Origin of the sequence: Streptomyces sp. NPDC004542, from assembly GCF_040610035.1 — a bacterium.
GTDB lineage: Bacteria > Actinomycetota > Actinomycetes > Streptomycetales > Streptomycetaceae > Streptomyces.
Map to the genome: position 1 here is coordinate 1 of NZ_JBEXLP010000044.1, position 25,682 is coordinate 25,682.

At 73.1% G+C, this 25,682-nt stretch carries 9 protein-coding genes; all 9 read left to right on the forward strand.

Annotated features, from left to right (window positions below; genetic code table 11):
• Positions 1-318: 318 nt before the first annotated feature.
• Positions 319-1,719 carry a type VII secretion integral membrane protein EccD gene (gene eccD, locus ABZX30_RS23165; RefSeq protein ID WP_355936286.1) on the forward strand — a complete coding sequence of 467 codons (1,401 nt, stop codon included), beginning with the start codon at positions 319-321 and terminating at the stop codon, positions 1,717-1,719.
• A 74-nt stretch (positions 1,720-1,793) separates the two neighbouring features.
• Positions 1,794-3,332 (forward strand): type VII secretion protein EccB, encoded by a 1,539-nt coding sequence (eccB, locus tag ABZX30_RS23170; protein ID WP_355936288.1) that lies wholly within the window; start codon positions 1,794-1,796, stop codon positions 3,330-3,332.
• A 67-nt stretch (positions 3,333-3,399) separates the two neighbouring features.
• Positions 3,400-3,741: a hypothetical protein gene (locus tag ABZX30_RS23175; protein WP_355936291.1), complete on the forward strand. Its 342-nt coding sequence runs from the start codon at positions 3,400-3,402 to the stop codon at positions 3,739-3,741.
• 82 nt (positions 3,742-3,823) lie between these two features.
• Positions 3,824-4,126, forward strand: coding sequence for a WXG100 family type VII secretion target (locus ABZX30_RS23180; RefSeq protein ID WP_355936375.1), 303 nt, complete (start codon positions 3,824-3,826; stop codon positions 4,124-4,126).
• A 127-nt stretch (positions 4,127-4,253) separates the two neighbouring features.
• Positions 4,254-4,685, forward strand: a complete 432-nt coding sequence (locus tag ABZX30_RS23185; RefSeq protein ID WP_355936293.1) for a type VII secretion system-associated protein — start codon at positions 4,254-4,256, stop codon at positions 4,683-4,685.
• Positions 4,686-4,714: 29 nt separating this feature from the next.
• Entirely contained in the window at positions 4,715-7,435 is a 2,721-nt protein-coding gene (locus ABZX30_RS23190) for an AAWKG family protein (protein WP_355936295.1), read from the forward strand.
• Positions 7,436-7,498: 63 nt separating this feature from the next.
• Positions 7,499-7,945 (forward strand): YbaB/EbfC family nucleoid-associated protein, encoded by a 447-nt coding sequence (locus ABZX30_RS23195; RefSeq protein WP_355936298.1) that lies wholly within the window; start codon positions 7,499-7,501, stop codon positions 7,943-7,945.
• An 84-nt stretch (positions 7,946-8,029) separates the two neighbouring features.
• The gene (locus ABZX30_RS23200) at positions 8,030-8,371 is read left to right on the forward strand and encodes a hypothetical protein (RefSeq protein ID WP_355936301.1); all 342 of its coding nucleotides are present in this window, start codon (positions 8,030-8,032) and stop codon (positions 8,369-8,371) included.
• 221 nt (positions 8,372-8,592) lie between these two features.
• Positions 8,593-25,668, forward strand: a complete 17,076-nt coding sequence (locus ABZX30_RS23205; protein WP_355936304.1) for a protein-glutamine glutaminase family protein — start codon at positions 8,593-8,595, stop codon at positions 25,666-25,668.
• Positions 25,669-25,682 lie beyond the last annotated feature (14 nt).

A 25,682-nucleotide genomic window follows, 5' to 3' on the forward strand; every position in this document is an offset into this window, starting at 1 on the left:
GGGGCCGCCCCGCGGGCGGCCGCGCCCGGGGGCGGCGCGGCGGGCGGTGCGGCCCGGCACGGGGAGGGACGGAAGGCGTCCGGCCCGCCGTCCGGTCAGTTTTCCCTCACACACGTCGCCCTACGATCGCCCCGGCGAACGGGAACGCGCCGAACGGCGCCGTTCCCCCCGGGCCTCCCCCAGGCCCACGCCCGCCTCTTACGGCAGCAGCGCGGCCCCCTGGGCGGCCGAAGAGCGTCCCCGGGCCGGCCCGTCGCCCCGGACCTGCGAACCGGACGCCCACCACGGGGACATGAGGAAAGAGAGGCTGAACGAGCCGTGACCGACAGTGCGGTGGCCGGTCTGTGCCGGGTGACGGTGCAGACGTCCCAGAGGTCCGTTGATCTCGCGGTGCCCTCGGACATCCCCTTCGCCGACCTGCTGCCCATCGTGATCGGCTACGCCGGCGAGGAACTGGAGGAGTCCGGTCTGGAACACGGCGGCTGGGTGGTGCAGCGGCTCGGCGGCGCGCCCCTCGACCTGGAGGCGACCCCGCAGTCGCTCGGCCTGCGCGACGGCGACACCCTGCATCTGCGCCCACGCGTCGAGGCCCTGCCCGAGGCGCACTTCGACGACCTGGTCGACGGTATGGCCGGCACGCTGCGGGAACGCCCGTACCGCTGGACCGAGCAGACGACCCGGTGGCTGCTGCGCACGCTGCTGGCCGCCGCGTCGGCCCTCGCCCTGGTGGTGCTCGCGCTGCCGGGCGGCCCGGTGGCGGTGCGGGCCGGCACGGCGGCCGCCATCGGGCTGCTGCTGATCGCCGGCGCGGCCACCGCCAGCCGGTCCATGGCCGACAACGGCTCGGCCGCCGCCATCGCCCTCATGTCCCCTGCCTGCCTGGCGCTGGCCGGCTGGCTGCTGCCCGCGCTCAGCGCCGACGGCGGCTCCGGCCCCGGCGCCACGGGCGTCCGGCTGCTGTCCGCGTCCGCCGCGTGCGCGGCCGGTGCCGGTCTCGCGCTCATCGCCCTCTCCGGTCCGGCCCGGTTCTACCTGGCGCTTGCCGTGGTCGCGGTGGCGGCCTGGCTCGGCGGGCTGCTGATGGTGCTGCTCGACGTGCCGGCGGCGCACGCGGCGGCGGTCGTCGCGGTGGCCGCCGTCCTGCTCGGCGCGTCGGCACCGGCCTGCTCGTTCTGGCTGGCGGGCCTGCGCATGCCGCCCCTGCCCACCAACGCCGACGAACTCCAGCAGGGCATCGACCCCGAACCCGGTGAGCGGCTGGTCACCCGCACCGTCCGCGCCGAGGCGTGGATGACCGCCCTGTACGCGGCGGTCGGCGTGATCTGCACCGGCGCCCTGACCGCCCTGGCCGCCGACCCCGGCACCCCCGCGCGGGTCACCGCGGCCGTGCTGGCGCTGCTGCTGGCGCTGCACAGCCGGGGCATCGGCAACGCCTGGCAGCGCACCGCGGTGCTGGTCCCCGGCGTGTGGGGGGCGGCCGCCCTGGTGACGGCGCTCGCCGCGGAATCGGGTACGCAGACCCGGCTGCTGCTGGTCGCGGCGCTGGCCGGGGTGGCCGCGGCGCTGGCCGTCCTGTGCTGGACGCTGCCGGGCCGCCGGCTCGTACCGCACTGGGGGCGGGCCGCGGAACTGCTGCACTCCACGGCCGCGATCGCGCTGCTGCCGCTGGTGCTGTGGACCTTGGGCGTCTACGGCCGGATGCGCGGGGTCTTCGGCTGAGAGCCGGTCCGGACGCGGAAGACCCGTCCGGGAGAACGTGAGAGCCGGAGCAGGAAGAGGAAGGAACAGCGGGGATGCAGTCCAAGCGGGACCAGGTCGAGGCCCATGTCTTCATGATGGGCCGGCTGTCCTCGGGCATGCTGCTCTCGGACCCGGACGCCCCGGAGAGCCCCACCGGCCGCACCGGCCGCGGCGCCGCCATGGGCCTGCTGATCGGTGCGCTGGCGGCGGCCGGCTGCGTCCTGTTCGGACTGCTCTCGCCGGGCGGCGACAGTTCCTGGAAGAGCGCCGACGGCCTGATCGTGCGCAAGGAGACCGGGGCCCGCTATCTGTACCAGGACGGTGTCCTGCGCCCGGTCCGCAACTACGCCTCCGCCCGGCTCATCGGCGGCTCCGACCTGTCCACGACCCTGGTCTCCGGCGCCTCCCTGAGCGGCACCCCGCACGGCGCCGCCGTCGGCATCCCCGGCGCACCCGACGACCTGCCGGCCGCCCAGGACGTCAACGCCGGCCCCTGGCTGGTGTGCTCCGGACTGTTCAGCCCGGCGGGGGGCAAGCAGACGACCACCACCACCCTCGTCGTCGGCGCGCGGCCGCCGGCCGGCGACGGGCTGACCGCCGGCCAGGCCCTGCTGGTCGCCGCCCCCGACCGGGCCCGCTACCTGGTGTGGCGCGGCCGCCGGCTGAGACTGGACACCGAGCACGGCGCGGACCGGGCGCTCGGTTACGGCGGCGCACCGGTCCGGGCGGTCTCGGCGGAGTTCCTCAACACGCTGCCCGCCGGCCCCGACCTTTCGCCCCCGGCGGTGCCCGGACAGGGCGAGAAGGGTCCCACGCTGGACGGCCGGACCACCCGGGTCGGACAGCTGTTCACCGTGCAGGTGCCCAACTCGCCGGTGCAGTACTACCTGCTGTCCCGGCAGGGCCTGGTCGCGGTCACGGCCACCCAGGCGGCGCTCGCCCTCGGCGATCCACGCACCCGGGAGCACGGCTACGAGGGACACAAGCCGGTGCCGGCACCGCTGGCCACCGACACCGCCGACGCCCACCTGGCCACCGGCGCGTCGGCCGCCGCCCCGGGCTGGCCCGCCGACCCGCCGAAGCTGACCGGCCCGGCCGCGCGGGACGACGTGTGCGCGGCCCTCCGGCCGACCGGAAAGGGCCCGGTGACCAGTGTCGCCGTGGTCTCCACCCTCGGCGCCGCGCCGGCCGCCACCCCCGAGGAGGCCGCCCCCGCCTGCTCCCCGGTGGACGCCGTCGCGGTGCGCCCGGGCGCCGGAGCGGTGGTCCGCGCGCTCAGCGCGGACGGCGGAACGCTGGGCGACACCACCTACCTGGTGACCGACGCGGGCGTGAAGTACCGCATGGTCTCCTCCGGCGCCGTCACCGCGCTCGGCTACGGCGGCGCGGACGCCGTGGGCCTGCCGTCCCCGCTGCTGGCCATGCTGCCGACCGGGCCCGACCTGGACCCGGCCGCCGCCTCCGGCAGCGCCCCGGTCCGCACCACGTCCGCGGGCGGCTGCGCCACCGGCACGGCCGCCGGGCCCGGGGGCGCCCCCGCGGGCGGCAAGCCCGTCGCGTCGTCCGGGGGCACCCAGTCCCCGACCGGCTGACCGCACTTCCGGACCGTCCCCGGGCGGCCCGGACCACCGAAACCCACTCATCGGAACGAGGTACGCAATGGCAACACCGCTGCAGCAGTCGACGAGGGCTTCGACCACGGCCGGCATCAACGCCCTCCAGTCGGCCCACCAGGGCATCCAGCGCTGCAAGAACGACGTCGACACCACGGCCGGCAACCTCGCCGTCGCCTACAGCGCCAACTCCGCGGACGGCCGCGAGTTCCAGAACCTGCTGACGCAGTGGGACGGGCAGGCGCAGATCATCCTCAACAAGCTGCAGGGCCTGATCGACCGCCTGAACCTGACCCTCCAGACCCACGGCAGCACCCAGTCGAACATCACCGACATGATCCGCACCTCCAGCGGCGCGGCGGACTCGGCCTACAACCAGCTCACCTGACGACGACCCCACGGCCCGCCGGCCGGCACCCCCCGGACCGGAACCGCCCCGACCCCCAGCACGAGGAGTATCCGTGAGCGACATGACCGACGGCGTGATCCACGTCGAGTACAACCACGTCGAGCAGGGCGTGGAGGACATGATCCAGCAGACCAGGGCGATCGAGACCACCCTGGACAACCTGGAGGCCGAGCTCAGCGCGCTCAAGACCACCTGGCAGGGCGCGGACGCCGAGGCGTACACCACGGCCCAGACCGACTGGAACAACGCGGTCACCACGATGGAACAGCTGCTGATGTCCCACGCCACCCTGCTCGGCGAGATCTCCAACAACTACCGGCAGACCGAGACCAGCCTGTCGCAGATGTGGAGCGAACTGAGCTGACCGGCGGGACGGCGTCGCCCGCCACCGCCCGCCGACCGGGCCGCGCCGTCCCGGACCCGTCCCAGCCCCGATCCGGACCCGTCCCGGACCCGATCCGGACCGACTCCGAGGGAAGGAAGCAAGCACCATGGCAGACCTCACCCATCTGGACTCCGCGTCGCTCACCCAGTTCGCCGACAACGAGGTCCAGACCTTCATCGCCGAGATCAGGAAGATGCGCCAGGACACGGCCGACACCCCGTCGGTCGAGTCCCTGTTCACCATCTCCTCGACGCTCAGCAGCGCCCCCAACAAGCAGCTGACGATCGGTCAGATGGGTGCCGGGGCCACGGTGCACGGTGACAGCCTGCGCACCAACATGGTCGCGCTGGCGACCGCGATCGACAAGGTCTTCGTCAAGCACCAGGACCTCTTCCGCGACATGGACACCGACCTCCGGGACACGGTGCGCACCCTGCTCAACACCGCCGGGACGTCCCTGGACTCCATCAGCAGCGACCGGTTCATCTCCGCCATGGCCGACGTCGGCCAGGACCTCGGCGGACACAGCACCACCTGACCCTCCCGACCGAAAGGCGAGCCCCCGCGATGGCAGACGAAACGCCCGGCAAGTGGGAGACGACCGTCTACCTGATGACCGGGTACAAGGTCCCGACCCGCGACTCGGTCACCGAGGACCTCAAGGGCAAGGCCAGGAAGTACGGCGACAGCGACGACAACGCCGTGGACGCGCCCTGGATCGATCTCACCATCAGCAACGTCGGGAAGGTCGACGGCACCGCGCTGGCCAACCGGTTGGCGTCACGGGGGGACTTCCTCCTCTTCTACGCGGGTACCGGCGACGGCGGCCCGATGACGAACGCCAAGAAGCTCAACCTGTACGTGGTCCGGATCGGCTTCCCCTGGCAGCGGGGCTCAGGGCAGGCGGGCACCAACTTCCAGAAGTACTCACTCGGCTCGAACGCGGCCATCAGCCAGTTGTCCTACCCGCCGTACCGGACCACCGGCTTCTCGTTCGACGGTCTGAGCGTGGCCGAGGAGGACGCCGTCGACCTCGGCACGTTCTCCCACCGCGCCCGGTCCATCGACCGGGCCATGGCCTTCTTCGACCAGCACGAGCAACGGCTCAAGACCTGGACCGACGCGATGGACGGGCCGGGCGCGGCCTGGCAGGGCAACGCGGCCGGCGTCTTCCAGAACCTCATCACGACCCTGCACACCCAGTACAAGCACTACAAGGAGCAGTTGGCGCCGCCCGGCTTCAGCGCGCCGCTCGAGAGCAAGGTGGACCACTACCGGCCCCGGACCTACCACGGGGCCGGGCTGGTCCGCGCCGAGATGGCGCTGAGCGTCGGCCTGCGCACGCTCAAGGTCGCGTTCGACGACTGGCACAGCGACAAGGGCACGGTCTCCGGCACGGCCCCCGACGGTTCCCCGACCACCGCCGCCGCCCACTGGGACCCGGAGGTCACGGTCCGCGGCGTCCTCCACGAGGTCGCGCAGTGGATCAACGCCAACAACGCCGGCAGGGTGGTCACCCACTCGAACACCTACGGATCCACGGGGAGCAGCTCCGGCGGCGACGACTACTGGTACGACCTGATGGCGGGCTTCAAGGAGAACGTCCCGGCCTACGGTCCCCTCACCGACCCCAACACCTGGGTGAAGATCGCCCAGGAGGCCGTCACCCGCTGGAACAACAACGTCGTCGCCCACCTCGACCCGGCCGCCGAGACCGCGCAGACCGGCCTGGCGGAGGCCTGGTCGAAGCTGCTCAACACCGCCTGGGACCCGGACTACGGGTTCGAGGAGGCACCGTCGGCGACGCTCAGCTCCACCGGCAACGGGAACAGCGACGGCAACGCGAACTCGAACTTCGACCCGAACGACATCGCCAGCCTGTTCAACAACCAGAACGCGTCGGTCAACGACGCGCTCAACAACATCTCCGGCTCCATGAACAACGCGCTCAACGACCAGAACCAGGCGTTGAACGACATGGGCGCGTCCACCAACGACGCGCTCAACGACCTGTTCTCCGGCGGCGGCCCCGGCACCACCGACAGCGCGCTCAACGACACCGGCCTCGCCGGTACCCCGGGCATCGACGGGCTGCTGTCCGACCCCACCGGCTCCGGTACCGGCGACACCGGCTCCGGCGGCACCTCGGACACCGGCGCGGGGGTTTCCCCCGCCTACACCTCGCTGCTCAACGGCGCGCTCAACAGCCTGGGCACCGGCGGCGGCAGCGGCTCCACCAAGGTCAACCCCGACGGCAGCATCACCGTCACCAATCCCGACGGCAGCACGACCACGACCAAGCCGGACGGCACCGAGATCACCACCTTCCCGGACGGCAGCACCTCCACCACCGACCCCGACGGCCGCACCACCCTGGTCGACGCCGACGGCAGCACCTCGGTGCAGAACGCGGACGGCACCGTCACCACCACGTTCCCCGACGGCAGCAAGGTCACCCTCGGCCCGGACGGCTCGTACAGCACCACCAGCGCGAACGGCACCGTCACCCACGGCGACCTCCAGCCCGGTCAGAGCATCACCAACCCGGACGGCAGCACCACCAGGGCGAACGCCGACGGCAGCATCACCACCACCTTCCCGGACGGTCTGGTCAGCACGCTCAACCCGGACGGCAGCTACACCGTCGACCAGCCCGACGGCGCAGGCATCGACACGTCGTCGCTGGGCGGCGGCTCCTCGACGAGCACCACCACACCCGGCCTGAACGGCTCGACCGGCTCGGTCAACACCTCCCTGAACGGATCCCTGAACGGCGGCCTGTCGTCCGGCTCGTCCTCGGGCGTCTCCCTCCCCGCCTCCCTCACCGACTCCGCCACCGACGGGGACTTCCTCTACGACGACGTGCCGTACACCTCCTCCCTGTCCGGCGCGCTGGGCGGCACGTCGGGCACCGACGGCCTCTCCGGCGCGGGAGGGCTGAACCCCGGCGCGCTGGCCGCGGCCTCCAGAGCGGGCGCGATGGGCGGTGACCTGTCGGGGTCGGAGCGGGTCCGCTCCGGTTTCGCCGACACCGACAGCGCCGTCACGGGCACCCCGCGTACGACGGCCGCCGCCTCCCGGGCCGCCGCCGCTGCCGAGGAGGCCGCCGCGGCCCGGACCGCGACCAGCAGCTCGGGCGCCCCGTTCTTCCCCGGTGCGGGAGCCGGGCCCGGCGGCCAGCCCACGCAGAGCGAGGACCGTACCCGCACCACCTGGCTGTCCGAGGACGAGGAGGTCTGGGGGACCGAGGACGGGGGAGTGCCCGCCGTGCTCGGCCGGGACGACTGACGTATCGCACGGCCCCGGGACACGCCGGCCACGAAGACCAGCGGAAAGCAAGGAGACATACGGATGGAACCCGTCGAGGAGCGTCTTGCCAAGGCGATGGAGGCCCTGGAGTCCACCAGGGCGGCGGTCGCCGACGCCGAGCAGAAGCTGCGGAGCGCGGCGGTCACCGTCATGTCCAAGGACCGGTCGGTGGAGATCACCGTCGGCCCGCAGGGCGAGGTGACGGCCCTGAGGTTCCACGACGGCAAGTACCGGGCGATGGCCCCCGCCCAGCTGTCCGCCGTGATCATGCAGACGCTGGGACAGGCCCGTTCCCGTATGGCTCAGCAGGTGCTCGACACCTACCGGCCGATCTCCGAGAGCGTCCCGCAGCTCACCGACGTCCCCGGGGTGGAGATCGACTGGGAGGGACTGTTCGGCTCGATGGTCACCGAGGGAGAGCGCGGGCCCGGCAAGCCGGCCGGCGGACGGCTGCGCGACGAGATCGTGGAGGACCAGGACACCGCCTGAGCGCCCGCAGTCACCCAGCAGACCCGGTCCGGTGCACACCCGCACGGGACGCGTCACAGAAAGCCCCCGACCTGGAGAACCCTCATGGCTGGAAACTCGTTCCAAGCAGACCCGCACCGCACCCGCGTGGGTGCGAAGCTCCTGGAAGACATCGCCAGGGACGCGCACGAGTTCGTCACCGCCTTCGCCGGCCACCGGAACACGCTCACCGGGTGGGCCGGTGACAACGACGACTACGCCCAGCAGGTGGGACCCCAGATCCGGAAGACCTACCGGCAGACCATGGAGTCCGGGCGGCAGGTGATCGAGGCCATCGTGTCCGTGGTGGACCAGACCGCGGGCTCCGCCACACACGTCGAGAGGGCCCGGGACGAAGCGTTCGAAGGGGTCGCCGCGGAGCAGGCGGAGTACGGCGGCAGGCACTGACGATGGGTGATCTGCGTGTTTCGAAGGAGTTGAACGGGCTTCTGATCGCGTTGATCGGGGCTGGTCTGCCGCAGGCGAGTGAGACGGGTGCGGCGGCCAGCAGCCGGCAGTTGCGTGATTTCGGGCGGCGGATGGCTTCTTTGGAAGACGAGATCGCGTATTCGGTGCGGCATGTGGGTGCGTCGTTGCCGGGTGATGCGGGGCGTTCGTACGTGCGGGCGATGTCGGTGCTGACGGGTGCGGGCGGGGGGACGAACTACCTGCGGGAGTACCGGGCGAGTCTGGAGCAGGTCGGGGCCGGTCACCGTGATCAGTCGTTGAACATCCAGGAGAGCAAGTGGCAGATCATCGCCGAGTTGATCCGGCTGGTGATCGAGCTGATGATCCTGGCGGCGACGGCGTGGTTCAATCCGGCGGCGGCGGGTCAGGCGGCGGCGGCGAAGGCGCGGAGTACGACGACGTTCCTGACGGCGCTGGACCTGTTCTTGCGGCGGACGCATCTGATGCCGAGTCTGAGCGAGGCGTTGGAGGAGGCTTTCCAGACGCTGGTGGTGCGTCTGGGGCTGATGGCGTTCAACGGTCCGGACATGAAGCCGCGTGGTGTGGACTGGGTGGCGGTGTGGCAGAGCGCGGCGTTCGGTGGGGCCGCGGGGGGCTTGTCGGGGCCGTTGCGGGGGTTGGCGGACCGGTTCAACGGGTTGTTCCGCCGGGGGGCGGGCCGCGACGTGGTCAAGGATCTGCCAGGGGATGTGACGGGGAAGCTGGGGCGGGATCTGCCGGCGGGGGCGAATGGTTCGCCGTCGTTCGGTGAGCGGTTGTCGCGGGCGCCGGGGAAGGTGTCGGAGTTCGTCGCGGACGGGTTGACGGAGGCGCTTCCCGAGACGCTGCTGGCGATGGCGTTCTACGGGGTGCCGTGGTCGTGGAGTGGGTTCGCGACGAGCTTCTGGACGTCGGGGCTGAGCGAGTTCAGTGAGGGGATGCTGCACTCGGGTGTGGCGGACGGGGTGGGTGGTCTGCGGGAGGCCACGCGGAAGGCGGAGGAGGAAGGGGGAGCGCGGGGTTCGTCGGCCGGCAGCCCTGGGGTGGTGCCGGCCGGTGGGGGTGGCCTGTCGTCGAAGGCGGGGCAGGAGTCTCGTGAACTCGCCGAGCAGGCGGGCGGGTTCAATGACGTGAACGCGCTGGCGGGGCTGGGCGGGATCGCTGTGCCGGCGGTGGGGCAGGGGGCGGTGCCGTCGACCGTCGCCCCGGCGCACACCGCGGCCGGGGGTGGGGAGCCGGCGGACACCGCACGGCCGGCCACCGCGTCCGGCGCCCCCCGCACCGCCACGACCGGCGGCACCCAGCGACAGACGGAGGAGAACACCGGCCAGGACTTCGTCACCGGCGGCCCTGCCGCGGACGAGGCCCCAGCCGAGAGACAGCCCCCGGCCCCGATGGCGGCTCCCATGGCGGCCCCGATGGCGGCGGCCCCGACCGGAACCGCCTCGACCGGCGTGCCGGCCTCCGGTACGCCCCTGACCGCCACCGCCACCGCCACCGCCACCGCCACCGCCACCGCCACCGCGCCCGTCTCCGGCACGGTGACCCCGGAGGCGGGCCGCCCGACGGCCACGGGTGTCACCGAAGGGGGCCGGCCCACGAGGACGCCGTCCCAGGAAGGCTCTCGGCCGACCGCCACGGCGACTCCCGACGCCTCCCGGAACACGGCCACGGCCTCGCCCGAAGCGCCCCGCACCGCGACCACGGACCCCCGGGCGACGAGCAGCCGCCCGCCGGCCACGACGACCCCGTCGGAAGCCGGCCGCGCGGCGGCCGCGCCCCCGCAGGAGACCGGCCGTCCCCCGGCCACGGCATCCGGTGAGCCGGGCCGCCGGGCCGGCGAGCAGGCGCAGGTCGGGGAGCCGGACACCGCGTCCGCAGCGGTGGACCTCGACACCGTGCGGTCGGAGGTGGCTGCCCGGTGGTCGCAGGACCGGCCGGGTGCGGAGGAAGTGGCGACGGCGTTCAACATCGTGCGGACGCACCAGCGGCTGGATGCCTTCACGCCTGAGGCCGAGCCGTCGTTCGAAGACCTCGACGCGGGGTCGTTGGCGGTCTACGCGGTCGCGGTGGAACTGCGGGCGCACGAGGGTGACGAGCATGCGGCGGTGGAGTTGTCGCGGCAGCTGGCCGCGGGGCGTCCGAAGCCGGTGCGTGGCTATCTGCCCGGGGGGTCGGGCCGGAGGGAGCCGGGGCGGTCGGATTCCGAAGGGGCCGGTTCGAGCGGTGCCCGCCGGCTCAAGGGCCCCGAGACGTCGGCGGGTCTGTCGGGGCTGCGTGGTCCGCGTCCGGGGCCGGGGTCTCGTGCCGGTACGAGTGAGGCGGGCCGGCCGGCGGTGGTGACGCAGACGTCGGAGGCGGCCGCGCGGCGTCTGCCGCCGGAGCCGGAGACGGTGCCGTCGTGGTCGGGGAGCAGGCAGGCGCCGGGCGGACCGAGAGGCCCCATGAGTGAGCGGTCCTTGCCGACGGCCACGGCCCCGGCGACCACCACTTCGTCGTCCGCTCCGGCGGTGCCGTCCGTGTCCCGGTCCGCGTCCGAGGCCGCGGGTGGGGTCGGGGATGCGGCCGGAAGGCCGGCGGTGCGGCGGTTGCCCGCCCAGCCGGGTCGGGACGCGGTGGAGCCGGTGCGGGGTTCGTCCGTGGCGACGCAGCCGCGGCCGGTGCTGCAGAAGGTCACGGTGGACGGCGTGCCGTACGAGGTGCTGAGCGTCAAGGGTGATGGTGACTGCTTCCCCACGTCCGTGCTGGCGGGGATCGCCCGCCAGCATCCCGGTTCCGATCTGCGTGCTCTCGATGTGCGGCAGTTGCGTGACCGGGTCGCGGACTGGCTGGCCGGTGACAGTCCCGAGGCCGTGGCCAGGCGGGCGGAACTCGACTCCGGGCCGGATCCGATCCGTGTGCTGCTCGACGATCTCGACCGCCGCGGGCTGGAGACCCTCCTCGGTGAGCAGGCCCCGGAGCTGCCTCCGGACGAGGTGGCGCGTATCGAGACCGATCTGATGCGTCCGCAGTACCGAGACGAGCTTGTCAGCCGGTTCGACCGAGAGACCGACAAGGCGATCGTCACAAGTTTCACACCGGGGATGGCCGCGCGCTTCCTCCATGGCTTCGTGCCGGACCGTGGGCGCATCTCGCAACCGGCACTGCGGCGGCTGATCGAGGGGAGGAGAACGACGCGGCTGCGTGAGCTGGCGGCCGAGCGGCTGATGACCGCGACACCCGCGAGCCAGGCTCTGTACGAAAGGCTCATCGCCCGGCATCCGAGCCTGACGCGGCATTACCCGACTGTTGACAGCATGCGGCGCACGTCGACCAGTAGGGTCGTCGAGCTCGCGATCCGTTCCACGGACATGTGGACCTCACCGTTCTACGACCGGATGCCGGAGCTCACCGCCGCCGCGCTCGACCTGAACATCACCACCGTCCAGTGGGTCGAGGGCATGGCGTGGGAGCATCCGTTGAACCCGGGTGCGGCCCGCTCCCTGCACGTCTTCTACGAGGGCGGAGTCCACTACTCGGCGATGAACCGGGTCGGCGGGCCCGCCCCGGCGGAGCAGGCGCCGACGGTCAGTCAGGCGGCCCGGCTGACCGAGAGCCCGGTCGCCAAAATGGCGCCGGCTGCTCCGGGGAGTGCGCCGCCGGCGGCTCCGGGGAGTGCGCCTAAGCCTGACAGGGAGGGCCTGCCTCCTCTGGCCGAGGTTCTGCGGGCTCAGGAGGCCAGCGAGAAACTGGTGGCCGATTTGTACGGCCTGTCGGATATCGCCGTGAGGCAGCTCAACCGGATGCTCACCGCGGAACAGGACCAGCCCGCCGCCTTGTCCGCCGGGGCCCGCGCTCGTGACCGGCGCAAGGGCAGGGCCACGAGGCCCCGTGCCACCGCGGCCCCCGTGACCGTGCTGTTCGACAAGGGATCTCCGGAGATCTCCGGGGACCAGCGGCACCGGTTGGACGCGCTGGCCGAACTCCTGGCGGAGCAGGCCCTGACGAACGTCGTGAGCGGAGTGGTCCCGCTGCCGGTGGTACGGCTGCTCGGGCGCGGTCGCAGTGCCCGGTTCGCGATGTCGGGGCGGGGCCCGAAGGACGTGGCCCGGCTGCGCGAGGAGGCGGTGGAGCGCTATCTGCGCAACCAGCTGACGGAGGTGCTCGCGCGGCGGCAGGCCTCGGCGGACTATCCGCTCACCGGTGAGGACTTCCGGTTCGAGGCCGTCGGTGACCGGCAGCCGTCGCTGGACGACGCCCAGGACGACGCCCAGGACGGTGACCGGGACGGCCGGGAACTGCCCGCGGACAGCGTGGACGTCCAGCTGGACTTCACTCCCGCACCGACGCCCGAGCAGGAGAGGATCGCCCCGGAGGAGATCGCCACCAAGTGGGCCGAAGTCGAACGCGCGGTCAATCCACGGCGGGCGGTGGCGTTGTCCCTGGCGCACAACATCGTCAGGAACCACCAGCGGGTGACCGGCTTCCGGTCGGACCAGAACCCCCGGTTCGGCGAGCTCCCCCTGGCGCACCGGGCCGTCTACGCCGTCGCGGTGAGCCTGGTGCGCAACCCGAAGGACGTCGACGGCGCGCAGGCGCTGTCCCGTGAGCTCGCCGCCAACCAGCCCGCTCCCCCCGCCCCGGCCGACGCCCGGGGCCGGGTCGGTGGCGAGCGTTCGTCCCGGTGGAGGCGTGACCGGTCGGGATCGGCGAGCCGGTCCGCGAGCCGGTCGGGCAGGATCCTCCCCGCCCCGCAATCGGCACAGCAGGGAACCGACGGAACGGTGTTCACCCATCAGGCGGTGGCGCCGGTGCCGTACCACCACCCCGTGGCGCCGGGTGGGGCGCCCCGGCACAGCGGACCGTCGGACCCGCCGCCGTCGGCGCGTGCGCGGCGACTGTCGAACGACCTGCCGTCGATGAACGCCCAGGCGCGGGCGTTGGAACTCGCCGCTCTGACAGTGGCGGAGCGGCGGTGGCTGTCGTCCCACCCCGGGCTGGTCGACACCCTGAAGAACGGCCTGCCGGCCGCGGAGTTCGCGCTGACGGCGGCGCAACTGCTGGTGCACGTGCCCCAAGGCGTCAGCCGGCCGGTGTCCGCGCGGCAGGAGGCGCACGCGCTGCTGTCCCGGATGCTGCGGAACCCCGAGGTCACGGCCCGGGTACTGAAAAACGGCGCGAACGTGGTCGTGGTGCCCAAGGACGTACCGCTGACCACACTGGAACAGTTCGAACATTTGCGCGGCGAAGCGCTCGATGACGGTCGCCCCATGGACCTCATGAGGGGCATGGACGAGCTGAGCACGGCCATCTCGGAGGAGAACCTGCTCGGTGAGCGGTCCCTCCTGGCTGTGGCGGCAGGCTACGAGGACCCGGACGGATACTCCGTCACCGTCCACGAGTTCGCCCACACCATCCACAGACACGGTCTCACCGACACGGAGCAGCAGCAGATCAAGAAGGCCTACGACGACCGGATGGCCCTGGGCAGCAGCGCCCCCTGGCCCGACGGCCCGCGGCTCAACCGGCACGACGTGCCGACCGAGAACTACTCCTCGCAGGACGAGTACGAGTACTTCGCCCAGCTGACCAACGTGTACTTCGGAGTCAACACGGGCGAGGACGTGATTACCGGTCGCCCGCGCGAGAACGGTGCCGACTGGGTGAAGAGGCACGAGCCGGGTCTGTTCAAGCTGCTGGAGCAGCTGTACGGGCCGCCGGAGGAGGCCGACCTCGGCCGGCCGGTGAATCCGCGCCTGAGCAACGCCCGGGAGGAAGAGACCTTCGAGGGCGTGCGCGCCCTCTTCGGCGAAGACCCCTACGCTCCGGTTCCCAGGGCCGGGGTCCGGCCGCCGCACGCCGAGGAACTGGTACGCCAACTGCCCCTGCTGGACGACGACGAACGCGCGCAGCGGCTGGCCGAGCTGGAGCCGCAGCACCGCCGGTGGCTGGCGTCCGACACCGCCCTGGTGGACGAACTGAGCCAGAAGCTGTCGGCCGACTCCTTCGCCGACACCGCGGCGCAGCTGATGGTGGAGGTGTTGCCCGGCGCCGACCGGCCGGTCTCGGCACGGCGGGAGGCGCAGGCGCTGCTCGCCCGTGTGCTGCGCGACAAGCAGGTCGCGGTACGGCTGCTGGAGAACGACGTCGTCGTACAGGTGCTGCCACGCGACATGCCGATCACCGCTCTTCCGCCGTACCGGCACCTCAGCGGCCACATCATGCCCAACGGGCTTCCCTTCGCCTCCCTCAGGGAGGCCTCCGGCCGCGCCACCGTGGTTCCCGAAGAGAACCTGCTCGGCGACTTTTCGCCGGTGTCGGTCGCCCACCACCCCCAGCGTTATTCCTCGGCGGTTCACGCCTATGCCCAGACCGTGTACACGCTCGGTCTCACCGACGCCGAAAGGGACTGGATCCAAGCGGTCTACGAGGCGAGGCAGCGCCGAGGGCAGACGGCGCAGTGGTCCGGCGGCACGCCGCAGGACACCCCGAGCGCCCAGGCCTACTTCGCCCAGCTCACCAACGTGTATCTGGGCGTGAACGGGGGCCATGACGTCACCGGGCTGTCGCTGCCGAACAGTCCCCACTGGGTGCTCGTGAACGAGCCGGTGCTGGCTCCGCTGCTGGCACGGCTCTACGGGCCGGCCCGTAGAGCGGAGATCGACCGGTCGGTCAATCCGGTGAACGAGACCCAGGAGGAGGACGCGCGTCTCGCGGGCGTCCGCGCGCTCTTCGGCGACGAACCGCGCGTCCACGGTGCTCAGCCGCTGCGGAATCCGGGCGCCGCGGTACCCGGCGGCAGGGTGTTCGCCGCGCCGGGCCCGGTGGCACCCGCCGCGGATCCCGATGGTTCGGCCCGTGGTCCGAGGGGGCCGCGCGCCCCGCATCAGACGTCGGGGTCTCGTGCGGGTACGGGTGACAGGAGCCGGCCCACACCGGCGACGGACTCGTCCAGGGCGGCTGTGCGGCCTCTGCCGGTGGCGCCGCGGTCGACGGCGGAAGCGGGGGAAGCGGCGGAAGCGGGGGAGAGGTCGCGGTCGGGGAGCAGGACGACGCTGGCCGGGCCGAGGGGGGCGAGGAGTGAGCGGTCCCTGCCGACGGCCACGGCCAGGACCCCCTCGGCACCCGCTGCCGGGGTGCCGCCCGTGGCCCGCTCCGCGTCCGAGGCCGCGGGCAGGGCCGGGGAAGCGGCCGGTGGGCCGGGGGTGCGGCGGTTGCCCGCCCGGTCGGATCTGCCGGGAATGCACGGTCGGGACGCGGTGGAACCGGTGCGGGGTTCGTCGGTGGCGACGCGGAGCCGACGGGTGGACCGGACGGTCACGGTGGACGGCGTGCCGTTCGAGGTGCTGAACGTGGAGGGTAACGGTGACTGTTTCCCCACGTCCGTGCTGGCCGGGATCGCCCGCCAGCTTCCCGACTCCGACCTGCGTGATCTTGATGTGCAGCAGTTGCGTGACCGGGTCGCGGACTGGCTGACCGGCGACAGTCCCGAAGCGGTGGCCAGGAGGGCGGAGCTCAACTCCGGGCCGGTCCCGCTCCGGGCACTGCTCAATGATCGGAACCTCTTCCAGCTGGAGACGCTCCTCGGCAGGCAGGCTCCGGAGCCGTCACGGGAGGAGGTGGAGCGTATCGACCGTGACCTGATGCGTCCGCAGTACGTTCGTGAGCTCCTCCAGCGGTTCGGGGACCCGGCAGACCGGGCGATCGTCGGGGAATTCACGCCGGGAATGGCCGCGCGGCTCCTCCCGGACTTCGTGCCGGACCGTGGGCAGATCCGGCCGGAGAACCACCGCCGTCGCCTCGAGCAGTGGCGCACGGCCCGGCTCCGGGACCTGGCGGCCGAGCAGCTCTCCAGAGGCAACGCGGCCCTGTACCGTGCGCTCGTCGAACCCTACGGGGGCCTGGCGCGGGCGTATCCGCGCTCCAGTGACCTCCTCACCGCGTCGACCAGTGACGTCGTCGCGCGCGCCATCCGCACCACCGACATGTGGACCACGCCGTTCTACGACCGCATGCCGGAGATCACCGCCGCGGCACTCGGCCTGAACATCGTCACCGTCCAGGCCTTCGCGGGTAGCCCGGCCCTCGCCAACCAGCTCAACCCGGCCGCGGACCGGTCACTGCACGTCTTCTACCAGGACGGCGACCACTACTCCGCGATGAACCGGGCCAGGGTCAGCGACGCACCGGCTCCCGTCACCGCTCCGCCGATGATCAACACCGCCCCTCAGGTCACCGAGAGCCCGGACAGCGAACTGCCGCCCGCCGTGCCCTGGACGGGCGCGCCCACCCGGCGTACACCGGTCCCGCCCACCCTGATTGCCTTCCTGCGTGCCAACGAGGCCAGCGAGACCCTCGTGGCAAGCCTCCAGCAGCTGTCTGAGTCGGCCGTAGACCAGCTCACCCGGATGCTGCCGTCCCGGACAGGCGCCACCGGCCGCAACCGCCCCGCCCCGGTCGCCGGAGAGCCGGGCCCCGGTGCGGGCGGCGCGGTCCACGCCCCGTCCCGGGCCGCGACCGACCGCACCGGGGTGTGGCGGCCCGGCGCCGGCCGGACGGGGACCGTCCCGCCACCCCGGCTGGCGGTCCCACGCGCCGAGACCGCCCCGGATCCCGCCCGGCAGCAGTCCCACCCCCTGGCCGCTCTGGCCGCCCCCGAACCCGTCACCGTGCACTTCGACGAAGATTCGGCGAAGATCGGCCCGCAGCAGCGCCGGCAACTGGACACACTGGCCGAACTGGTCGCCGAGCAGGCCCTCGACCAGCGGAGTTCCGCAAGCCCCCTGCCGGTGATCACCGTGACGGGCCGTAAGCGGCAGCGTTCCCGGTTCGCGCTGCCCGGTACCGGCGCCAGGGACCTGGCCGGACCCCGGGCCGAGGCCGTCGAGCGTTATCTGCGGGACCACCTCACCGCCCTACTGGACGAGAAGCAGCCGCCCGGACGGGCCCACCGGCTCACCGGCGACGACTTGCTCTTCCACATCGGCACCGACGGCAGGAGCCCGTCGCGGGACGACGGCATCGCGCGCCCCCCACACAGCGTCGTCGTCGACGTCGACCTCTTCCCGCAGCCGACACGCGCCCAGCGGGAGCTGGCCCCGGAGCGCCTCGCCCATGTCTGGGGCGGGCTCGCCAACGCCACGCACCCCACCCGGCGCGTGGCGCTGGGCCTCGCGCTCGACCTGGTCGGCACGCACCAGCGGGTCACCGGCTTCCGCTCGGAGGAGAGCCCCGACTTCGACGAACTGCCGCTCGCCCACCGGACGGTCTACGCGGTCGCGGCCAAGCTCATACACCACGGCGGCGATCGCGACCGTGCCGACCGCCTCGCCGGAGAACTGGCCCACAACCAGCCCCGGCCGGCCGGCCCCGGCACCGCCTCCGGGCGCCGCGCGACCGACCCGGCGCGGCGCGCCGGCCAAGGCAGGGAACCGTCCCGCTCCCGTGACGCCTGGAAGCCCTCGGCGGCCCCGGTCATCAGCACCCCGGACGACCAGGCCGCAGCCGCGGCCCGGCCCACCGAGGACCAGTACGCCGCCCGCCTGGCGGAACTGCTGGCCGCTACACCGGTCGACACCGGCGCGGTGCGCGAGCTGCTGCTGGACCGGCTGCACGGCCCCCGGCTGCCGCTCTCGGCCGACCTCGAGGAGGCGTTTTGGCGGCAGACCGGCGGCACGCTCGTCGAGGCGGTGTACGCGGCCACAGACCGGGGGCTGTCGGACACCGACGCGGAGGAGATCCTGGAGAACGCCGGCCTCGGTCACGGCCCGCCCGTCTTCCGGACGACCGCGCAGACACGGCAGCAGCAGCCGAACGTACACCCTGACGTCGGTTCCGTCCTCGATCAGCACGCACTCCATCTCGGCTTGCAGCTCGCCGAGAGTCCGGTCCGGGTGCGCGCGGTGACCGAGACGCTGCGCCGCAGCGCCGCGGCGCCCGGCACCCGGCACCCCTTCCTGCTCGAGGAGGCCTTTGCCCGGCTGAACGGGCGGACGCTCGCGGACGCGATCGACAGCGCCGTGGGGGAGGGACGCCTCACAACGGACAGCCTGTCCCACGTCTTCGCCGAACTGGGGCTCGCCCGCGACTTCAGCACCACGGTCGGCCCGCCGGGAAGCGTCACTGCGCCTGCCGACGTGAGTCCGGGCACTCTGCCGAGCGTGCGGGCGTACACGGCGGAGCTGCACGCCGCGGTCGAGGAGTCCGACGTGGCCGCAGCCGAGTCCCTGCTCCGGATGCTGGGCGGGGACCCGCCCAGACTGTGGGCGGTCCGGGAGGCCTGGGACGACATGTACGGCACCGACCTGCGTTCCGAGCTGAACCGGCGGTGGCCCGACCACGATTTCACCCCCGTCTTCGGAGAGCCGAGCCCGTCTCCGGTGCCGTATCAGCAGGTGGTCCTCTGGTACGAGGCGCTCAAGAACGTGACCTTCGACCATCCCGAGCACGGCCCCACCCGGATCCCGACGGCCTACCCGGACGGCTGCACCACTCGGGCCCACCTGTGGGCGCTGCAGCTCATGCGGTGGGGCGTCACCCCGCGCAAGATCTTCGTCTCTCGTATACAGCCCAGGCTGAAGACGCGCAGCCCTCTCGCCCGCGACGCGCGGTACGACAGACCCGGCACGGTCGAGTGGATTTTCCATGTGGCGCCCACGGTCAAGACCGTCCGCGCCGGGCAGATCGTCACCATGGTGCTGGACCCGGCCCTCGGCGCGGGACCTCTCACCGAGGAGGAGTGGCTCGCACGGATGGACGTCGAGTCCCATTCCTACACGGCTCTCGACGACAGCCCCGCTGCCGTCCGGGCGCAGCTCATCAGGGAGAGGAAGGACGACCCCCAGGGCTGGAACGAGGTTCGCGGGCGCGCGTACCCGGTCGGTGAGGCGGTGGTGGTCCACACCGACGTGCACGCCTTCAGCTGGCCCGGTCCGAAGGGCCGCGTGTTCGATTCGCTGCAGGAGACCCACACATTCGCCAGGCAGGATTACAACCGGCTGTACGACTTCTCCGTCCAGGTCGCCCGTGACGAGTTGATGCGGGCCCTGCGGGCGGGCATCGACCGCACCCGTAACCTGCCCGACGCGCAGCGGGCCCTCATGATCGTGCGGTTCGTGACCGGCTACCCTCCCCGGGTGCGGTCGGGCCTGCTGTCCCGTTACCCGGAGCTCGACCGGCACATCCGTGTGAGTCTCCCGGCTCACCACCGGGCGCTCGCCCCGCTCTTCCCCGAGCCCGGCGGCCGGGACGCGGACGACCTCGTCACCCGGCTGAGCCACGAAGTCGAGGCCCTGCGGTCGGCGCAGGAGGCGGCACTGCTGCCCCCACCGGCCGAGGGGCAGCCGGACACGCCCGGGTCCGAGGCGCTCAAGAACGCGGAGCGGCCGCCGGCCCCCGGGTCCGTACGGCCGGCCGCCGCCTGGCGGACCACCGCCGCGGACGAGGCCGCCGTGGGCGCCGCCCGGCGGCCGACCCCGTTCGGCGAGGATCGGAGGGCGGCGGACGGACGCCGTGCGCTCGCCGAGCCGGTCACGGTGACCGCCCGCCGCTTCGAGGCCGGTGTCGAGGGCCCGGACGGCGCCGGCCGGCTGTACGGCGCGGAGGCGCCCATCGGCTACACCCTGCGCCGGTACCAGACGGCCTCCGGCGAGTGGTACACCGACCTCGAGGTGGTGCTGCGGCTCGTCCCGGGTGCCGGGGTCACCGACGCCGACCTGCGCAACGTCGCCCGTCGCGTGGCCAGGGAGGTCGAGGAGCGGTTCGACGCCCCGGGGCACCGGCTGCCCGACGGCGACCTGCTGCGGGTCCGCGTCGTCTTCGCCGACGGCGCCGAGGAGAATCCCCACCACACCGTCACGGTCACCGCCACGCCGGGCCGCACCACCACCGCGACCTGGCATCTGCGCCAGCCCGACGGCACCCCGCTGCACGTGCGGCAGCTGCTGCACGAAGTGGGCCACCACATAGGTCTGCCCGACCGCTACAAGGACGAGGAGATGCTGTTCCGCGCCGGGATCACCCTGAGCGCCGAGGCCGCCGGCTCCGTGATGGGCGGCGCCGCACACCACGGTCCGGTCCTGTCCGCCGAGGACCTGAGGATCATCCACGGCGTGGCCCGCTCCGGCCCCGTCCTACGCGACCTGCCCCACCCGGACGCCCCCGGTCCCGCCGCGCGCGCCCTGGGTCCGGCCGCCTTCGCGCTCGACCCCGGCCGCCTCACCGCGTCCTGGACGGAGGCCACCGGCAAGGCCGCCGAGGACGGCACCGATGCCGGGACGGCGCTGGCGACCGCCCTCGACATCGTCCGCGGCCATCAGCAGGTGGACGAGTTCACCGTGTCCCTCACACCTGACTTCACGGCTCTCCCGCCCGCCCACCGAGCGGTGTACGCGGTCGGTGCCGCCCTCCTCCACGGCGACGGTGACCGGCGAACGGCCGAGGCCCTCTCGGCGGCACTCGCGGAGCACCCGGCCCTCCCCGGCTCCGTCCCGCGTCCGGAGCCGGCGGCCCCCACAGCGGCCCCGGGTACGGGCCTCTTCCTGGCTCCGGCGCCGGCGGACACGGGTCTCCAGGTCTCGGGTGGTGTGGTGCTCACGGGACAGGATGCCGCGGTGCCGCAGGCCTCCCCGGGTGCGGAGCCGGAGGCGGACCCCGCCGCCGGGCAGCCGGCCACGGAGGGTGCGGATCAGGCCGGCCGGCTGGTGGCGGATCTGCTGAGCCCGGACGCGGGGCGGCGAGCGCGGGCACTGGCGGAGCTGGGACCGCAGCACCGGTCGTGGCTGTCGTCCCGTCCGGACATGGTGGACCAGCTCGGCGCGGCGCTGTCGCGGGAGCAGTTCGCGCAGGTCGTGGCCCGGGTGCTGGTGGAGGTTCCGCAGGGTGCGCATCGCCCGGTGTCGGCACGTCGGGCCGCGCACGACCTGGTCGCCCGGACGCTGTGGAATCCCGGTGTGGCGGCGGCGCTGCTGAAGAACGACCTGCGGGTGGTGGTGCTGCCCAAGGACGTGCCGCTGACAGACCTGCCGGGAATGAGCGGGCTGAGCGGCCGGAGGACCCACGACGGCCGCGCGTTCGAGGACGTGCGAGGCCTCAGGCGCGGCAACACGGTCGTGATCAGCGAGGAGAACCTGCTCGGCGAGACCACCGACATCGGTGGGAGCGGCCTTGCCCACCACGACGGTTACTCGACGACGGTTCACGAGATGGGTCACGCGATCAAGGCCTTCGCTCTCGACGACTCCGAGGTCGGCCTGATCAACGAGACCTACCAGGAGCGCCGGGCCCTGGGCCCGGACGCGTCCTGGCCCGGGGGCATCCGGCGCGACCTGGTGGGCAACCCGGCGGAGAACTACTCCGCCACCAACGTCGAGGAGTACTGGGCCGAGCTGACGGCTCTCTACCTGGGAGTGAACGCGGGCCGCGACTCCGTCACGCACCGGTGGACGGAGAAGGGCGGGGCCGAGTGGGTGGAGAAGAACGCGCCGAAACTGAAGCCACTGCTCGAGCGGCTGTACGGGCCCGCCGACCAGGCGCGCATCGAGGGACCGGTCAATCCCGTTGACGCCATGACGACGGAGGACCAGGCCTTCGAGGGCGTGCGCGCCCTGTTCGACGACGACCCGGCCCGCCTCTCCGGTCCGGCACGGCAGCAGGTGGTGCGCCCGCCGGGCGCCGACGACCTGGTACGGGATCTGCCGGGCATGACGGCCGAGGACCGCGCCGGGGTGCTGGCGGGACTGGCTCCGCAGCACCGGCGCTGGCTGTCGGTCCATCACGGACTGGTGGACGAGCTGAAGGCGCGACTGGCACCGGACGACTTCGTCGACACCGCGGTGCAGCTCATGGTGGACGTCCCGGCCGGGGCGAGCCGGCCCGCGGACACACTGCAGCGGTGGCGTGAGGAGTTCGCCGGCCTGCTGTACGACCTGGACGTGACGGCGCGGCTGCTCAAGAACGGCACGAACGTCGTGGTGCTGCCGTTCGGCCGCCGGCTGACCGATCTGCCCGGGTTCCAGGACCTGCGCGGCCGGCTGTCCGACGACGGCACGCCCTACGACGATCTGCGGACCGCCGTCCGGGACACCACCTTCGTGGTCGCGGAGGAGGACCCGCTGCGCTTCTTCGACCCTCGGCTCAGCGCGCTGAGCCGGTTGTACAGGATTCACGAACTGGCGCGTGTGATCCACAGCCAGGGCCTCGAAGAGGACGACCTGCACCTGCTCGCGGCGTCCTACGGGAGTCGGCTCCGGCAGGGCCACGACGCCTCGTGGCCCGACGGACCCCGGCGAACCCTGGCGGGGCGCCCGCAGGACAACCTGTCCTCGCTGGGCGTTCGCTCGTACTTCGGTCAGCTCACCAACGTCTACCTGGGCACCAACGAAGGCGAAGACGAAGACACCGGCCGGACGCGGGAGAACGGCGTGGCCTGGGTGGAGGAGAACGAGCCGGGAGTGCTGCCGCTGCTGGAACGGCTGTACGGCAGCGTCCGTCCGTCGGCGCTGCCCCAGCCCGCCGACGACACCCCCGTCCCGGCGCGGCACCCCGGCGCGATCACCGACGGCTCCGCCTCCCCGGTCGGTTCCGTGCGCAGGGCGGGCTCCGCGGACAGCGCCTGGGGCGGTGCCACGCTCATCTCCCCGGTCGGTTTCCAGGACGGCACGGACTCCGAGGACAGCGCCCGGGGCGGCGCCGCGGTCGACGATGTCGAGGCCGCCCCGGCTCCCGCCGGGACCGGGCTCGGTCCCGACCGGCGGCGCGCCCCGGCGGCCGGCACCGCTCCGGTGAACGACCCGGAGAGCGAATCCGCTCCCGAGACTCCCGAGACTGCCGAGACTCCCGAGACGCGGCCCGGGCCGGACGCCGACGCCCTTCCGTCCGCCGGCCAGCGGCCGTTGACCGTGCCTTTCGCACGGGGATCCCGCACGGTGGACGCGGACCAGGACCGGGCCCTGCGCGAGCTGGCGCGCACGCTGGCCCGGGAGGCGGTGCGCAACCGCGCCGAGGGACTGCCGCAGCGGGTCGTCCGGGTCAGCGGCCGGGGCAACAGCACGGGGCACGCGTCGTTCACCGGGAGGACGCGGGCGAAGAACACCGCGTGGATCCTCGAACGCCACCTGGCCGCCGAGCTGAGGGAGTTGCAGGGGGCCGCGCCGGAACCGGTGACGGTGCGGGACCTGGACATCCGCTACGGCTACGAGGACACCTCCGGGCAGGAGCGTATCGACCCGCACGAGCGCCGTACGGCCACCGTGACGGTCGGCGAGGCCGCCGCGCCCGAGGGCGTGGAGTGGACGCCGCTGCGCGAGCCGGACAGCCGCGACCGGCACGAGCTCGCCGAGACGCCGCTGACGGTGACCTTCGGCAAGGGGGACAAGGAGGTGTCGGCGCGCGACAGCCGGCACATCGAGGACCTCGCCAAGCGGATCGCGGTCAGGGCGGTACGGGAGCACCGGGCGGGTCTGAGGCCGCCGGTGATCCGGATCCCCGGGCGGGGCAACGGTCCCCGCGCGCAGGCGAACGCCCTGCTGCGGGCCGACAACACCGGGCGCGAGCTGAAGCGGTTCCTGGAGCTGGAGCTCCGGCGGCTCCAGCCGGACGACGCGGTCACGCCCCTCATGCCGGACGATGTCAGGATCGTCCCCGAGTTCGACGACGCGCCCAGGGAGCTGTACCAGGACCCCCTGACCCACCGCATCGCGACCATCCGCGTCGACTGGTCGGCCGAGGGAACCGCGGAGCCGGAGCCTCTTGCGCCGGCTTACGGGCCGGAGGACAAGGCCCTGCCCCCGTTGCCGCCGACTCCCGAGTCGAAGGGCCAGGCCACCGGACCGCTGCTGCACGTGCCGGAGTGGGAGGAGGCCGACAGTCGTCCCCAGACGCCGCCGTCGCCGGAGTGGCCGGTCACGGAGCGGCTCGTTCCGCCCGCGCGGCAGCCGGGTCCGGCGGTCGTTCCCCCGTGGCAGACGGTCGAGGAGGAGGTGGTCCGCGTCGACCGGTCGGCAGAGCGGACTGCGGAGCCGGAGGAGAAGCCTCTTCCGCCGTTGCCGCCGGGTGCCGAGGCGGAGGACCAGGTCACCGGCCCGCTGCTGCACGTGCCGGAGTGGGAGGAGGCCGACAGTCGTCCCCAGACGCCGCCGTCGCCGGAGTGGCCGGTCACGGAGCGGCTCGTTCCGCCCGCGCGGCAGCCGGGTCCGGCGGTCGTTCCCCCGTGGCAGACGGTCGAGGAGGAGGTGGTCCGCGTCGACCGGTCGGCAGAGCGGACTGCGGAGCCGGAGGAGAAGCCTCTTCCGCCGTTGCCGCCGGGTGCCGAGGCGGAGGACCAGGAGGACCAGGTCGCGGAATCGCCGCTGTTCATGCCGGAGCGGGGAGAGGAGGACGACAGCCGTCCTACGACGCCGCTGACGACGTGGCGGGCAGAGGACGGCAGCCTTCCCCCGACGCCGCTGACGACGTGGCGGGCGGCGGCGGAGGAGGCCCTTCTATCCGTGAGGACCGGAGCGGAGCGGCAGGGGTATGCGGACGTCACGACCGTCCCCCCGGGGCAGACGGGCGAGGAGGCGGTCCACGGGACGGTCACCGGGACCGGAGCACCGGACGCCGGCACTCCGGCCGCCGAGGGAACCGGTTACGTCCGGCGTCCGGGGTCGGACACCGTCGTCGGCCCGGCCGGGACCGTGCTGGAACTCCGCCCGCACCACGGACCCGGCAACGGTCTCACCGAGGCCGCGATGGACGTCGTACGCGACATGACCCCCTCCTGGTTCCGCGCCGACGGCACCCCGGACCCTGACATCGCCGACTCGCTGCGCGCCGGCCTGGCCGCCGAGCTGACGGAGGCGGATCTGTCCCTGTCCGGCCCGCTTCCCGCGTTCACCCAGGGCGAGCTGTCCGCCACCACCGAGGAACTGACGCGGACCGGTGTGACGCTCACCCCGGAACAGGTGGCGCATGCCGCGGAGAACAAGGGCGTCATCCGGGTCGGACCGGCCGACCTGACGCCGCTGCAGTACACACGGCTGCTGCTGACCCGCCCCAAGGACTGGGACCCGGCGGTCAACCGGATCGCCGCCGCGGGTCTGGCCCGCCTCCTGATGCTCGACCTCACCCTGGTCGACCTCGACACGGGCACGGAGAGCCGCTTCAGAGGGGGCCTGGCCCGGGGCGTACTCGTCCTGGACGGCGGCTACTTCCGGCCGGCGGTGCCGCGCCGGGACGCGAGCACCGGGACACCGGGCGGCGACACCACCGGGACCACCGACCATCCATCGACCCATCCCTGAGGACCGAGATCACC

Excerpts from the sequence above, each read along its gene's own strand:
- eccB (WP_355936288.1), top strand. The coding sequence starts at position 1,794 with ATGCAGTCCAAGCGGGACCAGGTCGAGGCCCATGTCTTCATGATGGGC.
- ABZX30_RS23175 (WP_355936291.1), top strand. The coding sequence starts at position 3,400 with ATGGCAACACCGCTGCAGCAGTCGACGAGGGCTTCGACCACGGCCGGC.
- ABZX30_RS23180 (WP_355936375.1), top strand. The coding sequence starts at position 3,824 with ATGACCGACGGCGTGATCCACGTCGAGTACAACCACGTCGAGCAGGGC.
- ABZX30_RS23185 (WP_355936293.1), top strand. The coding sequence starts at position 4,254 with ATGGCAGACCTCACCCATCTGGACTCCGCGTCGCTCACCCAGTTCGCC.
- ABZX30_RS23190 (WP_355936295.1), top strand. The coding sequence starts at position 4,715 with ATGGCAGACGAAACGCCCGGCAAGTGGGAGACGACCGTCTACCTGATG.
- ABZX30_RS23195 (WP_355936298.1), top strand. The coding sequence starts at position 7,499 with ATGGAACCCGTCGAGGAGCGTCTTGCCAAGGCGATGGAGGCCCTGGAG.
- ABZX30_RS23200 (WP_355936301.1), top strand. The coding sequence starts at position 8,030 with ATGGCTGGAAACTCGTTCCAAGCAGACCCGCACCGCACCCGCGTGGGT.
- ABZX30_RS23205 (WP_355936304.1), top strand. The coding sequence starts at position 8,593 with ATGTCGGTGCTGACGGGTGCGGGCGGGGGGACGAACTACCTGCGGGAG.